8 protein-coding genes are annotated in these 16,345 nt (G+C 35.5%); 7 read left to right on the top strand and 1 reads right to left on the bottom strand.

What is annotated here, in order from left to right:
• Positions 1 to 39 precede the first annotated feature (39 nt).
• Positions 40 to 3,636, bottom strand: a complete 3,597-nt coding sequence (locus tag REB14_RS12455; protein WP_309522334.1) for an MMPL family transporter — start codon at positions 3,634 to 3,636, stop codon at positions 40 to 42.
• 250 nt (positions 3,637 to 3,886) lie between these two features.
• Between REB14_RS12455 and REB14_RS12450 the strand changes: the two genes are divergently transcribed.
• From REB14_RS12450 to REB14_RS12420, 7 genes are all read left to right on the top strand, one after another.
• On the top strand, positions 3,887 to 4,894 hold the full coding sequence (locus REB14_RS12450) for a hypothetical protein (RefSeq protein ID WP_079243420.1): 1,008 nt from the start codon (positions 3,887 to 3,889) through the stop codon (positions 4,892 to 4,894).
• Position 4,895: 1 nt separating this feature from the next.
• A complete protein-coding gene (locus REB14_RS12445) occupies positions 4,896 to 6,035 on the top strand; it encodes an EpsG family protein (RefSeq protein ID WP_238594306.1) in 1,140 nt (379 codons plus the stop codon).
• Between the two features lie 205 nt (positions 6,036 to 6,240).
• Positions 6,241 to 9,633: a T9SS type A sorting domain-containing protein gene (locus REB14_RS12440; protein WP_309522333.1), complete on the top strand. Its 3,393-nt coding sequence runs from the start codon at positions 6,241 to 6,243 to the stop codon at positions 9,631 to 9,633.
• A 274-nt stretch (positions 9,634 to 9,907) separates the two neighbouring features.
• Positions 9,908 to 12,469: a type I DNA topoisomerase gene (gene topA, locus REB14_RS12435; protein WP_309522332.1), complete on the top strand. Its 2,562-nt coding sequence runs from the start codon at positions 9,908 to 9,910 to the stop codon at positions 12,467 to 12,469.
• Between the two features lie 167 nt (positions 12,470 to 12,636).
• Complete coding sequence (locus REB14_RS12430) at positions 12,637 to 14,097, top strand: T9SS type A sorting domain-containing protein (protein ID WP_309522331.1); 1,461 nt, start codon at positions 12,637 to 12,639, stop codon at positions 14,095 to 14,097.
• A gap of 106 nt (positions 14,098 to 14,203) precedes the next feature.
• Positions 14,204 to 15,274, top strand: a complete 1,071-nt coding sequence (locus tag REB14_RS12425; protein WP_079243415.1) for a formimidoylglutamase — start codon at positions 14,204 to 14,206, stop codon at positions 15,272 to 15,274.
• Positions 15,275 to 15,277: 3 nt separating this feature from the next.
• Positions 15,278 to 16,279: a glycosyltransferase family 2 protein gene (locus REB14_RS12420; RefSeq protein ID WP_079243414.1), complete on the top strand. Its 1,002-nt coding sequence runs from the start codon at positions 15,278 to 15,280 to the stop codon at positions 16,277 to 16,279.
• The last annotated feature ends 66 nt before the right edge of the window (positions 16,280 to 16,345 follow it).

The raw sequence follows: 16,345 nt of genomic DNA, 5'->3' as shown, positions 1-16,345 counted from the left end.
TTTTCTTTAGCGTTTACAAAAATATGTTTTTCATATTTATTATTTGGTTTTAAATACTTTTAATGATTCAGAACTAAATTTTAGTGCATAATTATCACTTTCAAAAGAATCACTTTTTGTATTTACAAAAATGATCGTTTCCGGCAGCTCCTGAATATCATTCCATGAAAAACGATCATGGGAGACCAGGAGTACATCAATCTTTTTGTTTACCTCAGAAAAGTCTTTTATATACTGTATTTTTCTTCTTTTTACCAGATAGCTGTGTGCTGCTGTTGCTCTTTTTTCATCATTCTGAATTAGAGAAAAAACTCTTCGGCTGGCCTGGTATAAAGTTAATAATACATCCTTCTGTCCAAAATCATCAGCTAAATGAAGAATATTGGCAACATTTGAAATATGCTTGTTCAGTTCGAAATATACTGATTTATTGGCATTAAAATCTTCTTTTACTGCTTTTACCACTTCACTGTCTTTATACAGATAGCTCAGGAATAATTTCTTTTTAAAATAATTCTCATCCTCAATCTCTTCACGCAGTTTGGCAAATTCTTCTCTGAAATAGACGTTGATCTTCTTTGTTCTCTCAGAATAGTTTTTACCAAAACTCATGTCGTCTTTGCTGATTCTGTTGCCCACTTTTACCGTAATGCTTCCGTCATAGATAATGAAGTCTCCTTTTGGTAATACTTCAGAGTTTCCGTGGATGTAAAGTGGAAGAATATCCAGACCGAACTGCTCGGCAAGATAAAATGCTCCTTTATGGAATCTTTTCACATCATTGGTGTAAGAACGCTCTGCTTCAGGGAAAACAACCAATGAATATCCTTGTTCAACTTTTTCTTTCAGTTTGTCCATTCCATTCTCGATTCCCTGTGAAACAGGATAAAAGCCTAACGCTCTTACCAGTTTTCCAAAAACAGGAGACTCGTATACCCAGTCATTCACAAGATAAATAATTTTGTGGGTAGCCATTGCAATAGCCAGTGTATCCAGAAAAGATGTATGGTTGGCAATAATGACAGCAGGTTTTCTGAAATCTTCGGACAGATTTTTAATCACTCTTTTCTTTACAAAAGGAGTAATATAAAGTACAGATGTTAAAAACTTAGCAAGAATTAATTTGATAATATCTAATGTCCTTCCCTTTGAGTTTTTAATAAATAAGCTTCCGACAGCAGAAAATACCAATCCGCCTAAACCATAATATAAAAAGGAGAATACTGCCCGAAGAAATAACCTGAAAGTAATCGGAGAAAGTCCTTTTTTTGCCCTGTTGGTAATAAATAATCTGAACCAGAAAGGATATAGAGTAGAAGTGATAATAATGACTGAGAACATTCCGATCAGGGCAACTAACGCTAAGGAGTGTAATGCAGGATGCTTAGCGAAGATTAATGATCCAATGGAAAGTATTGTGGTGAAAACCGCAAGAATAATGGATGTTCTATACGTTGGTAATTCATTTTTACCTGTTGTATGTTCTTTTTGCATCGCCTGCGTGAGGAAAATACTGAAGTCATCTCCTACTCCAAATACCAGCGTACAAACTACGGTACTGAAAATATTTAATTCCAATCCTAAGAAATAAAGAATTCCGGCTGTCACCACTCCTGTTAAAACAATCGGAAACATTGTGAGAATTGTTAATTCAAAATTTCTGAAGAATACAATAATCGTCAGGACAATAGCTAAAAGTGAATAATTGATGAGCGTATTAAAATCTCTCTTCAGCAGGCCCAGAAAATTTTCGTTCATCTGCTGGCGGTCAATGGCAATGGCATCATGCTTCTTCTCAATATCCTTGATGAAAGTATCCCGTTTTTTTTCATCTACTTTTACCACATTGGAAACCGTGTAGAAGCCATTTTCGTTGCTCATGAATTCTGATATCTGAAGTGCTTTTACTTTTTGATAATCTTTCAGACTCAATGCGGAATAATTTTTATGCAAAACTTCATTGAAGCCATCAAAAGCGGAACGGTTGAAACCGAATTTATTCCCATTGTTGACCAGTTCGGAAATAGTCTGAATTTTCTTCTGGTCATTCCAGAATCGATTCCATTCCTCAATTTTTTTCTGTTGGTCCTTTTCTGAAAGCACAACGCTTCCTATAGAGTTATAGCTTAAAATTTTGCCTTCTTTTTTCTCTTTTTCAAGGAAGCTGCTCAGTTCAGAATTTCTGCTTAAAGCCTGTTCTTTAGAATCACCATAAGAGATAGTATAGATTGATTTTGAAGTAATGTCAGAAAGTTTCTGAAGTTTTGCTTCACTGATTTTTAATTCTTTTGGAATATAATTCAGATCGCCGATGTCTTCATTAAAGCCTACATGCCTGAATCCAAACAGACAGGCAAGAATAATAATAGAACATCCGATAATCAAAGGTTTGTTTTTCTCGTACGGATAAGATCCGATCTTGTCAATAAAATTGGTATTGGGCTGTTCACTCTTCTCTTTTGGTTTGTAAAGCTGAGGAACAATAATCAATGCAGTGATTGAAGACAGAATCACGGTAATGGCTGCAAAAAGTCCTAAATCCTTCAATGCTTCAGAACGAACAAAAACCAGACATAAGAATGAAACAGCTGTTGTTGCACTACTCAATATAATAGGCTGCGTAATTTCTTTGTAAAGCTCTTCAATATTATTGTTGTGCTTATAATGGGTAAGAATATGCAGGGCATAATCAATGGTAATTCCAATCAGAATAGCTCCCACACTTAGTGAAATTGCCGAAATCTTATCTTTAATAAAATAAAGAACCAATAAAGCAAGCAGTACAGAAAATACTGTCGGTAAAAAAACAATGATGGGAGTAAAGACATTCCTGAAATAATAGATCAGTAGAACCAGAAGAACCGCCATGGAAATGACTACTGTGTTCTGAATATCTTTTTTGATCTGCTTTGCATTGGCTACAGCAATCACCGGAGAACCGAAATAGCTGATCTCTGTTTTTCCTTTGAACTGTTTGTTGATACCGTCTTTGATGGAATTAAGCTGATCTACAAAAGCTTCATTAGCCTTCGTGTCATTACTTTTGTTTTTAGGATCAATGAAAAGTAAGAGGTTTTGACCGTCTTTGGTGACAATATAACTGTCTTCCAGTTTAAAGTCTTTACTGATGTTTAAAGCATTAAGTTTCTTGATTCCTAAAAAAGTAAGCCCCAGAGGATCTTTTTTTATAAACTCTTTAGTGACAAGGCTTGTGGGAGAAACCAATGATATATAATTATCCTCTACCTGCTTGGCAATGCTGTCTTTCTGAAGTTTCCGGTCTATTTCCTTATAATCATTCTCATTAAGAAATAAAGGTAAATTCTGATTGACAAAATCAAAGGTTTCGGAGATTTCATTATCATTCACTTTGCCCTGAACAGAGCCGATGTATTTTTGTAAAGGCTCAATTTTTTTCAGAAAAGTATCTGCTGTTTCCGAAAGCTGGAAGCTGTCTTCTCTGGATTTATTTTCTATAATAACAATGATCTTATCCGAAAAATTAAGCTGCTTAAGAACCTTTGCGGTAAGATCAGATTTTTCATTTTTAGGAATGATCTGGTTAATATCTTCCTCAAAATTGATCTTTGATGCAAAGAACATGCATAAGACGGCAATTCCTAAAGCTGTAAACACAGATAGGATTTTATTTTTGGAAATCAGATAATATAAAAATATAAAAAAGCGATGCATTGCATTTAAATCAAGTCTGCAAATTTAATTTTTTAAGCATTAGTTCAAAATAGTTAGTGATAAGTTTTAATTGAAAATCAATAAAATATTCTAGGAAGAATGAAAAAATATTCTACTTTTGCAAAAGTTCCCTTTTGAAAAAATGTATTTTAAACCACCATTATTATTAAAAAAATAAGAATCTGTTTTAGATATGTTGAAAAGAAATGATGAAAAAATAAACGGATTTCTATTTGTAATAGTACTTCCGCTTCTGTTGTTTGCCATGTCTTATTACGGATTTGAATCTTCGTATACAAGACTGAAAACATCAGAGACAACCCCTGATTTTTTATTTTCCTCGGTATATGCTTACAGAGTGATTCCCAATTATCTGAGTGTACAGATGACAGATTTGATGTATATTCTGATCAACGGACCTCTTTCTTTCTTCAAAGATTTTTTGTCAAAAAACGGAACCCCTTTTTATCATGGGCTTTTCCTGATGAACAGTGTGTTCTTTGTTTTGTGTTCTTTGATTTTGAATGCTATTTTCCGGATGAAATCAATAGGACTTCTTCTGAATCTTAAGGCAAGGAGGATTATTCATCTCTTATCTGTATTTTTTATTGTGATCACACAGTATGCACCTACAAATTGTGACACCATTGCACTCTTCTGTTATTTGGCAGGTGTATTTTTGACCCTGAAATATTTAGATACCCAAAAAAATATTTTCTTTTTTATTCTCATTGGTCTTATTGGAGTCTCTACTTTGGTAAGAGAAACAGCCTGCCTGAATATTGCTTTTTTTGCAGCAGTATTTTTCAATATAGATGAATTGAAAAAAGGAAATTATCAGGTAATCTGGAAAATTATGCCGTTGGTTATTGCTTTTCTGATTCCCTATCTGGGATTAAGGGCTCTGCTTGTTCAGGATGAAACTACTTTTGTGGAAGGGTTTTATATTAACAGGAACTTTTCCAGTCCTTTCAATCTTGCAGGATTGGTCTTTGCACTAATTGTGATTTATTTTATATATGGTCTTTGTACAGAAGAAGAAAACAGAAGTGTTTTTGGAAAGTATTTTTTCTTTTCCATTCCTTATCTTCTTATGATTACTTTGGTAGGGCTTTTCTGGGAAGTAAGGCTTTTCCTGCCTTTAATTCTCACTGGAATAATCACGTCATATCATCAGTTTAAAAAAACATCAGAGATCTAGCATGAGTTTACTACATCCATATTATATAATTGCAATCGTCTATATGCTGTTCTTCAGTGTTCAGGAAGTATATGGAAAGAAGGTTGATAAAAAGTGGTTCTGGTTCCTTGCTGTTTATTTTATTATAATTGTTGGTTTTAGAGATAGTGTAGGTCCGGATTACGGAAGTTACAAAGGAATTTATATTTACTCTGATACCAAAAGCTATTACAGTATCTTTATGAAGATGCTCCATATGGAAGGAACAGAAACTCTGGATGTGGAATGGCTGTATACTTTGATTAATAAAGTTCTTCTCAACTTTTTTGATGCACCTTTTTATATGGTAACATTCGTCATTGCTGTTTTTGCAATGATCTTTAAAGTAGAATATACAGAAGATAATACTTTTTATCCTTTTACTTTTACTCTTTTCATGTTTATCCCCAACTTCTTTATTGGGGAAAGTGGACAGATCAGACAAAACTTGGGAACTTTTATCGTTTATTTTGCAATACGGTATATTAAAGAACGAAAACTCTGGCATTACCTGTTTTTTATATTCATAGGATCGGGCATACACAGTGTTTGTTATTTATTCCTGCCGATGTATTGGCTGGCTCGCGTTCCGTTGAATAGAACGGTGATGTTGATTATGATTGTAGGTTCTGTCTTTTTATCTCCGTTCGAAATCTATAGGAGTTTTGGAGGTTTCTTAGATGGTATGGCCTCTAACAGTACACTTGTAGAGGGTTTTAACGGGTATATGGATGAAACGGTACAGCGACTTAACGGGGGAATTGGGATTCCGGAGGTCATGATGGCTATCCTTACCTTTTTCCTTTTTGTTTTTGATAACAAGATGAAAGAACTCTATCCCTACTATGAATACCATAGAAGCTATGCTGTAGTTGGTATATGTCTTTATTTTATTTTTAGAAATAACCCAATCTTCTCATCCAGACTTGCAGGAGCGTTTATTGGGTTCTCATATATCATTATTCCGAATGCGATGTATGTTGTTTCCGGAAGGGTTAAAAATATGATTTACGCCTTTATCATTGCACTTGTAGTCTTCAATTTTGTTATTTTCTCTATGTTTAATAATATCAAAGCCGGACGATTCTCGATTGATCGTTATCAAAATCATATTCTTCCATAGAATAATGATGGCTAAAATATAAAGACAGCTTAAGGCTGTCTTTTTTTGTGTGAAAATTTCATTAGATTTTGTTTTGTTTGTTGGGTTTTATGTTGAATTATTAATAATGTAATTCAAATATGATCTTGTTATTTATAAAATAAATCACATTTTATTGAAGTAGGCTTAAAAATTGCATTCCGCTAATGACACTAAAACCTAAGGTATGAAAAGATTAGCTGGAAAATTAGCGGCAGTCATCTGCCTGATATTATTTGGAGTCAGTTCCAAAGGTAATATCAACAGAAATCTATGGCTCAATGAGAGTAAGGACTCATTGAAAAGGCCACTGAATGAATTGATCCCATTATTTCTTCCCGACTGGAAAAAAGCACCCAACAGTTACATCTTCGATCCCAATCAGAATAGCGAAGGATTGTTGGTTCCTGTAAAAAAAGCTTATGCGATGTGGGAAGGAGGCGGATATCTTAACGGAAGCGGTATTCCGGCAGGAACGGTAACTGCAGATGTTTTGTGGGAAGATGTTCATGGACTTATAAAATCCGGAGTAAATTATACTCTTGAAATAATAGGAACCGGTCAGGATGCTAAGATAAAAGTCCCTGTCAATAAGGTAAAAAAAGGAAATGCTGTGGTAGCTCTCAAAGTAAACGGAGAGATTTATTGGAGCTGGCATATCTGGGTAACAGATGATCCTACCAATGGAGTTGTCTATAAAAGTTTCAACAATGTCAAAAGAATGAAGTCGGATGGGACAACAGAAGTTATCCCGGATTCTGATTGGAAATGGATGGATAGAAATCTTGGAGCCATCACAAGTTCTATCACAGCATCAGACTGGAATAAGAGTATTGGGCTTCTTTATCAGTGGGGAAGAAAAGATCCTATACCACCTTTAGTAACCAGAGGAAATGATTTCTATGAAGCTTCAGGATCCATAGGCAGAGTGAGGCATAGAGGAGCAAAAAATATGACCAATGCTGTAAGTATTGATGACCTCAGAAAGTTTGTTTTGCTTTCCGCTGCAGAGGTTACCAATAATATAAGACTTTCTGTAAAAAATCCTTTGAGTCTTATTTATGTGAATAAAGATGATAACTCAGGTCAGGCTTACTACAACAATAATCTCAATCTTCCCGTCAATTGGTTTGGTAAGTCCACAACCTTGCCCAATAACAGGCTTTCAGAACTCAATCTGTGGTCTGATAATGCACAAGGGAAAATTGAAACCGTCTACAATACCGATGATAAGACAAAACCTTATAGAGATAAATCTCCTTATGATCCTTGTCCCAATGGATGGCGTATCCCTTCTATGTTGGTTGCAAATCTGGCTTCTCCCTCTTATGTGGATGATATCAGAATAGATTTTTCGCCTTTTGGAGTCAAAACCAATATGGCAAAAAATGTTTTTGAAACCAATAAGTATCATATTATAAAGCCTACTGATGCAGGAGTTCCTGCCTTCATGACGGGATTTAGAATTTATCCTAATCTTGGCTTTGATCTTTCGTCCATCGGTGGGTATAATATGGGAGTTTTTCCTGGAAACGGGCAGCTTATCAGAGGAGCTCATTTAGGACAATATAGTGATCAGCATCACATTGCATTGTGGACAGCAACTTTAACCCGGTTGTTCGATGCTTCTCCTGCTGTTACTGTAAGAGGGCTTTCCATGATTCCAGATAAAGGACAGCCAGATATTCCGGATGCTAATTACCCTAATATTAAAGGACGTTATTACTACTTTCCTATGTCCGGAATGTATACTTCGGATGCCAATGGCTGCAGATGTATAAAAGATCCATTATATACAATTAATGATTATGATTTTCCAACAGAATATCTGCCTGCAGCTACAGAATACAAAGAAGGTTTCAATAATCCGAATACTTACCAGATTGTTAAAAGCCCAACGGTTACTACCATTGACATTCCAATCAGTAAAGCATTCTCTGTGCAAAGTCAATTATTGGATAATGCTGAGATATTAAATCCTTCCAGTTTTAATAATTTAAAAGCTAATGTTCTCTGGGTAACCAATACAGCTCTTATCAGTAGAGTTTCAATGGTAAATCCTTCACCTTCGTCATTGCAGGATATTGGTAACTCTAAAATATCTGTAGAAATTGGCCCCAATGAAAGCGGAAATGCTGTTATAACATTACATAATGGGAGTATATCTTCACCGGTATATTGGAGCTGGCATATCTGGGTTACGGATTCTCCATTAGGATCTTATACTTATACTACAGAAACTCCTGTAGCTGTTGCAAATTACGTGAACTATGTTAATAAAGCTGATGCCGTATTGCAGACCACTTTCATGGATCGTAATCTTGGAGCAACAGATGCCTTTCCCAATGTTGCCAATCCTCAGACACCTACAACTGATGAGCTGTTGAAAATACGTGCTTCTACAGGATTACATTATCAATGGGGAAGGAAAGATCCTATTCCTCCATTCCAGTATGCGGATAACAGAAGTTTTTATAATGTGTTTTTGGGAACAGTGGCTGCTAATGGAACAGTGACTTACAGTACACTTAATCAGTCGGATTATAATAATCTTACAGGAAACTATATTGTACCTTATGACACATATGCGGGAAAATCAAATGTACAGGTAACGGATAAACCGGCAGACAGAATCTCCAAAATAGTATCCTATTCTATAAAGAACCCTCTGGTATATATGATTCCAAGTACTTTTGCTCCTTACAACAGTACAACTCCTAATTATACCAATGGTACAGATTGGTTGGCGCAAGAACCTAATTTGGCTTCTGACAGATGGGGAAGAGGAGGTAAGAAATCCCCTTTTGATCCTTGTCCTGAAGGATGGAGAGTTCCCGATCTGACAAGTGTAGCGCTGGTTTCAGGCGCGGATTTCGGACAGACGCCATGGTATAAAAAAGATAAAAATATAGCAACATCATATAGTATTGCTACAGATTATTCAGGAACAAGGGTGAGAAACTCTGTCAATGCTACAGTGGGGTATGTCTTTAATAATCCGGCATACCTTGTAGGAAATTATCCTGATTCCGGGTCAAGAGGATTCAGAAGTGTAACAACCAATCAGACTGCTCAGGGAACATTTAATGTGCTCAATTTTCAGTATCCGGCAGTATGGACCGCTGCTTTAAATTCAAATTATATTGGAAGATCTATTAATGTATTGTTGGATGTAGCCTCTACAACCAATAGAATAATGGTCTTTCATGATAATAATGATCCGTACTTCGGAACAGGATGCCGATGTGTAAAAATTAAGTATGATGCGAATGGTAATGAAGAAGGGCCCGCATCAGGACTTTCGGTTATATCTAATAGACCTGCATCGATGAAAGAAAATGCGAAATCTAAGGTGGTCAACAATAGGATATCTCTCTATCCGAGTCCTTTTTCCAATATTCTTTACATCAGAGCCACGGAAAATAAAGAATATAATTTTCAGATTTTTAATGTTCTGGGTCAGCTTGTAAGGTCCGGACAGTTCATCAACAATCAGACAGACCTTTCGTCTTTAAGCGCAGGAGTATATGTCATAAGAATAAACAACTCCGAAGCGGTTGTGAAAATTATAAAACAATAAATTTTAAAATAAGGGATTAAAAGCAGAATGAGGCTTCTTGTTCTGCTTTTTATGAGATAGCATATTTCTTACATCTATTATGGCTGATGAAAAATTCTATATCAATGAATGCTGATAATTGTATATCAGTCTAAAACCTATACTGCAAAGGGTTTGTTTCTCCAAAAAATGAGTATTGAAAGATGCTGTAAAGCGGCCTGATTATTAAATTAAACCCGTTTAACAAAAAGTATATAATAAAAAAGCTTTACTTTTGCAAAAATTTTTAGTTAGAATGTCGAAAAATTTAGTAATCGTAGAGTCCCCGGCAAAAGCAAAAACTATTCAGAAATATCTAGGAAAGGATTTTGAAGTGAAATCCAGTTTCGGACATATCCGTGACCTTCCTAAAAAAGGAATGGGGATAGACCTTGCCACATTCAGTCCTGATTACGAAGTTTCAGCAGACAAAAAGAAATTGGTAACCGAATTAAAGGCTGCTGTAAAGAAAGCTGATATGGTATGGCTTGCTTCCGATGAGGACCGCGAAGGAGAAGCTATTGCATGGCATCTTGCGGATGAATTGAAACTAAAGCCTGAAAATAGAAAAAGAATTGTTTTCCACGAGATTACCAAAAATGCCATTCTAAAAGCAATCGACAATCCAAGAGATATTGATCAGAACTTAGTGAATGCACAGCAGGCGAGAAGAGTGCTGGACAGAATTGTAGGTTTTGAAATGTCTCCCGTTTTATGGAAAAAAGTAAAACCGGGACTATCTGCAGGTAGAGTACAGTCTGTAGCAGTTAGGTTAATTGTTGAAAGAGAAAAAGAGATCCGTGAGTTTAAACCAAAAGCAAGCTTTAAACTGGATGGAATCTTCTTAAATAAAACAGAGCAGGAAATTGCTGCCAAGTTGAAAAAAGACTTTGAAAAGGAAGAAGAGGCAGAGAAATTCCTGGAGCAGTCAAAAACTACAGAATTTAAAGTTCTCAATGTTGAAACCAAGCCAGGTACCCGTTCAGCTTCAGCACCGTTTACAACTTCTACATTGCAGCAGGAAGCTTCCTCAAGACTTGGTTATAATGTAACCAACACCATGCGTCTCGCACAGAGGCTATACGAAGAAGGGTTTATTACTTATATGAGAACAGACTCTGTAAACCTTTCTCAGGAAGCTATTGAAGGCGCTAAAAAACAAATTATATCAGAATATGGAGCAGAATATTCTTCTCCAAGAAACTATACTACAAAATCAGCTTCAGCACAGGAAGCTCACGAAGCGATCCGACCTACAGATTTTGGAGTGAAAACTGTAGCTGATGCACAATTAAACAGACTATATCAATTAATCTATAAAAGAACACTGGCTTCTCAGATGGCTAATGCTAAAATTGAAAAGACAGTGATTGAAATAGGTAATGCATCATTGCCACATCATTTTGAAGCACAAGGAGAGGTTATTATATTTGATGGTTTCCTGAAGGCTTACGGAATTGTAAAGGCAGAAGATGATGATGAGGAAAACAATGATAAATTGTTGCCGAAAGTAACTGTAGGAGAAATATTGAACTATAAAACAATTACTGCTACTGAAAAATTCACAAGACCAAGTGCAAGATATACGGAAGCCGGATTGGTGAGGAAACTTGAAGAATTAGGGATTGGTAGACCATCTACTTATGCTCCTACAATTCAGACGATTCAGAACAGAGAGTATGTAGATAAAAGAGAAATTGAACCGCATACCCGTGAAGTGATCAAAATGTCTTTAGCAAAAGATAAGATCAAAAAAGTAGTTCTTGAAGAGAAATTTGGTGGGGATAAAAATAAATTCATTCCTACAGACATCGGTGAAGTGGTCAATGATTTCTTAACAGATAATTTCAGAGAAATCCTTGATTACGGTTTCACAGCAAGAGTAGAAGAAAGTTTTGACGAAATTGCGAGCGGTGATCAGAAATGGAAAGAAATGATGACCAATTTCTACTCAAAATTCCATCCGAGAATTGAAGATGTAGAAGAAAATGCAGACCGTGCAACCGGAGACAGGTTATTAGGAGTAGATCCAAAGACTGGTAAAAATGTTCATGCAAGAATCGGAAGATTTGGAGCAATGATCCAGATTGGAGAAACGGATGATGAAGAGAAACCAATCTTTGCATCATTAATGTCAGGACAGAATATCGCAACCATTACTTTCGAAGAAGCACTGGAATTATTCAAATTGCCTTTCGATTTAAGCGAAGTTGACGGACAGTCAGTTTCTGTAGGTGTTGGCAGATTTGGTCCTTATGTGAAATGGGGAGAAACGTATATCAGTATTCCGAAAGGGGAAGATCCGCTTTCTGTAGATCAGAAACGTGCAGAGGAGATTATCAATGAAAAGAAGATTGCTGATGCTCCTATTGCTACTTATAAAGGAGAGCCGGTAACCAAAGGATCCGGAAGATTCGGACCGTTTATCAAGTACAAAGATATTTTCGTTAATGTTCCAAAGAGATACGATTTTGAAAATCTTTCACAAAGCGATATCAATGAATTGATTGATGCTAAACTTGAAAAAGAAGCCAACCGATACATCCAGCAGTGGGAAAAAGAAAAGATTTCCATTGAAAACGGAAGATGGGGACCTTTCATCAAGTTCGGAAAAGCTATGTTCAAAATTCCTAAAAAAGCAGACGATACAAAATATGATGCAGAGGAATTAAAAGAACTTTCTTTAGATGAGGTTAAAAAATGGATTACAGATCAGGATCCTAAAGCTTTTGCAGAAAAGAAAAAACCTGCAGCTAAAAAAGCTACTACTGCAAAGAAAACAACAGCAGCAAAGAAACCAGCTGCCAAAAAGAAATAATATTTTATTAAATAAAAAGCCGTTGACAGACCATGTTAACGGCTTTTTTTATTAAATCCTATGGTAAAGAGGATATTTCTCTCCTTATTATTTCTCCTTAAATTTTTAACTTTGGGAGCTTAAAAACTAATATAACAACCTGAAACATCATTTTAAAATTGAGTCTTATGTATAAAATTCTATCTATTTTAGGGCTTTTCGTCACTTTGAATGCCTTTGCCCAGGAAAACCTACTGGATACATCGTATGGTTTAAGCAGCGGATCTACTGATTTTGCATTTTATAATGGCAGTCAAATGTCCGGTGGACTGCAGATACAATCCACAACCCAACTTCCGGATGGAAAAGTTTTAGCGGTAGGCAGTAATTTTATTGCCCGCTTTACCGCTAATGGAGTATTAGACACTTCTTTTTCCAATGGGGCTGGATATAAACTTTTCTCTCAGGGATACTATGGTAAGATAAAACCTGCAGGAGATGGCAATTATATTATCATGGATGCTGGGTATGGCGCTGTTCAGAAAATAGATGAAAATGGAAATTTTGTAAATAGCTTTACTCCGTTTAATCTGTCGGAATCCTATGCTGACATAGATATTGATCAGAATGGCAAAATTTATCTTCTGAAATATACCACTTCCAATGCTGGCTCAGATTTTAGCCTTGTACGTCTTTTACCAAACGGAACTCCGGACACTTCTTTTGGAAACGGAGGAACGCTTGCTTTAGGTCTTGCTTATAAATACAGGAGAATAATTGTAAAAAACAACAATGAAATATTTATAGCAGGTCAGAAAATGGTGGCGGTGAGCGATCAGAGAATCGTTATTACAAAACTTCAGTCTGACGGAAGCCTCGATACTTCTTTTGGAAATGCAGGAACTTTCCTGTACTCTTATGGTCAGAATATAGATGGGAGTGCTCACCTTATGTTTCTGGATAATGGGAAAATCTTAGGATTTACTTCCGGGAGTATTTGTAATGGGAATAATTGTTTTGGGCTTGTTACGTATCGTTTGAATGCAGATGGAACTTTAGATACTACATTTAAAAATACAGGAATAATCGTTACTCCTGTTCAGTCTGATTCAACCCCGATAAAGGTGGCGCGTCTTGCAGACAATACATTTATGGTTTCAGGAACAGGCTGGTACAATACCTATGCTTTGAAGATGGATGAAAATGGCGATCTGGATACTTCCTTTGGGCTAAACGGTAAAATTATTACTCCGCAGATGCTGAACAAGAATGTATACAATAAAGGATTTGAATTGTATGGGAACTCCATTGTACTATTTGGGATCTATTCTATCTGGTATGGATCGCAAACCAAATATGTAGGGACAGCCCGTAAATATTTTTTTAATACAAGCAGTCTGAAAACTTCAGAAGTACCATTGAATAATGTGAAGTTATATCCAAATCCGGTTAAGGATTTTCTACATATTACCTCCAGTGAAAAAATAATAAGCTATGACATCTATGATACAAATGGACGAATTATATTGCACATGGAACCTAATCAATTACAGGATAAAATTAATTTAAGTTATCTGTTGTCGGGTGTTTATTTTATTGATATTCAAATGGTAAAAGAAAGAATAGTGTCGAAATTTATAAAAAATTAATTAAGAAATAATTCTATATCTTACTAAAAGTCTTCTTCAAGGAAGGCTTTTTTTGTATGTTTGTTACATCAAGCAATTAATCAATTATTACATTTCAAATTAAAATATGGATTTCGAAGACTTTATCATTTCACCAAGAAATTTCAAAACAGAAAGCTGGCAGATAGGAAATCGGATTACAAAAGATATCAGAGAAGACAGTATTGTTCTCTTATTTGTATCAGACTACAGAGGCGCAGGCGGTGATGCAGAAGTACAGGATTTTACGGCAGTAAGAAAAGAATTTTATAAGCTTTCGCAGATGGACTTCGAAATTCCTGTTGTAGATCTTGGGGATCTGGTGTCCGGAAAATCTGTTCAGGATACACATTATATCTTACAGGAAGTGTTGTCAGCATGTCACTATAAAAGAGCTATTCCAGTGATTATTGGAGGTTCCAATGATTTTGCTTTCTCATTATTTTCAGCATTGAATTTCCATAAGAAAAGCCTCAATTATACCCAGATCAGTAATATTATTTCTCTTCAGCAAGGAGAAACCATCAATGAACATACTTTTTTAAGTAAAATTTTCGGAGCCAAGAATTTCTCCATTAAAAATTATCATCATCTGGGGTATCAGAAACATTTGAATGAAATGGATTCTGTAAGACTCATCAAAGAAGTGGAGTTTGATATTATCAGACTGGCTGAAATGATGAATTCTACAGAAAAAACAGAACCTTTCTTCAGAAAAGCAGATCTGGTGACCGTAAATTGTGATGCTATTGAAAGTTTTAGTGAACCTTTTTCAATGAATCCACAGGTAAATGGTTTGAACAGAAGAGAAATCTGTGCCTATATGAAGGAGATCGGACTCAGTGAAAATCTGAAATCTGTTGGGATTTTTAATTATAATATTTATTCAGAGAACCAGCTGAATCATCAGCTGTTAGCACAGATGCTGTGGTATCTGATCGAAGGAATCAATATCCAGCATTCCCATCCGAAAGAAAGACATTATGAGCTGTTCTATGTTTTGATAGATGACAGACAATATGCATTCAGGCGTGATACTTTCAGTAATTTATGGTATTTTGGTGATGACGAAAATATAGAAAACTGCATTCCGTGTTCCAGAAAAGATTTTGATGAAGCTAAAAAAGGCTGGCTGAATGCAAGACTGACGAAAATTTAATGTATGACAAATGTTCCCTCAAGAGTATCTATTATTGTTCCCGTTTATAATGTCGAAAATTATTTGACAAAATGCCTTGACTCTCTGGTGAAGCAGAGTCTCTCTGATATTGAGATTGTTGTCGTGAACGATGGAAGTATGGATAACTCTGAAAAAATAATTAGAGAATTCGCACACAAATATCCTGAAAAAATAAAAGCTTTTACCAAAGAAAACGGGGGGTTAAGTGATGCCCGTAATTTTGGAATTGATAGGGCTACCGGTGATTACATCGGTTTTGTAGACAGTGATGATTATGTCACCGAAACCATGTTCGAGGAAATGTTCCTTTTAGCAGAAAAACACCGTGCGAAGATGGTGATCTGTAATATTCAGAAAGTAGACGAAAATGGAAAAATTATCCAAAAACTGACTCAGCTTCCCAATATGCCTGAAAAAATAACACTTGAAGATTATTTTTCTGTTTTTTCGGATATCAGTTATTTCGCATGCAATAAGCTGTTTAAAAAAGAACTTTTTAATCAGAAAAGATTTAAAAAAGGAGTTCATTTTGAAGATATTCAGCTTATTCCACAGCTTTTGCTGGAATGTGAAACCATTGCGCAGACTCAGAACTACCATTATCAGTATCTCGAACGTACCGATTCTATTACAAAAACGCACACAGAAAAAGGACTTGATATGCTAAAAGCGGTGTCTGATGTGGAACAAATATTCAGTAAATCCCCATATTCCCACAAAAAAGAAGAGCTGAAAAATTTTCAGATTTTCGAAGGGGTCTACTCATTTTTGGCCTATCTGGCCTTTGTGAAAAAAGAAGAAATATTTTATAGTATGTCGGATCAATTAGTTCTTTTTATGAAGGAAAGACAAATAAAAATTCAAGATATATTGAAGTATAGTCGTTTTGGTAAGAATTATCTTTTATCTTTGCCTTTGAAGAAAAAGATTTTTTATCTGTTGTTTTTTGCAGGACAGAAAAGATTGATAAGAAAATTGATTTAGTAAACACAAATGTAAGTACTATTGTTTCGGTCAATAGAAAATGATAATGACGAGATCTTGTAAGTT

This window comes from Chryseobacterium metallicongregator, from assembly GCF_031324065.1.
Lineage (GTDB): Bacteria > Bacteroidota > Bacteroidia > Flavobacteriales > Weeksellaceae > Chryseobacterium > Chryseobacterium metallicongregator.
This window is presented reverse-complemented; position numbering and strand designations above follow the sequence as displayed.

Bases quoted from the DNA above. Each gene is read 5' to 3' on its own strand.
- REB14_RS12450 (WP_079243420.1), top strand. From the start codon at position 3,887: ATGTTGAAAAGAAATGATGAAAAAATAAACGGATTTCTATTTGTAATA.
- REB14_RS12445 (WP_238594306.1), top strand. From the start codon at position 4,896: ATGAGTTTACTACATCCATATTATATAATTGCAATCGTCTATATGCTG.
- REB14_RS12440 (WP_309522333.1), top strand. From the start codon at position 6,241: ATGAAAAGATTAGCTGGAAAATTAGCGGCAGTCATCTGCCTGATATTA.
- topA (WP_309522332.1), top strand. From the start codon at position 9,908: ATGTCGAAAAATTTAGTAATCGTAGAGTCCCCGGCAAAAGCAAAAACT.
- REB14_RS12430 (WP_309522331.1), top strand. From the start codon at position 12,637: ATGTATAAAATTCTATCTATTTTAGGGCTTTTCGTCACTTTGAATGCC.
- REB14_RS12425 (WP_079243415.1), top strand. From the start codon at position 14,204: ATGGATTTCGAAGACTTTATCATTTCACCAAGAAATTTCAAAACAGAA.
- REB14_RS12420 (WP_079243414.1), top strand. From the start codon at position 15,278: ATGACAAATGTTCCCTCAAGAGTATCTATTATTGTTCCCGTTTATAAT.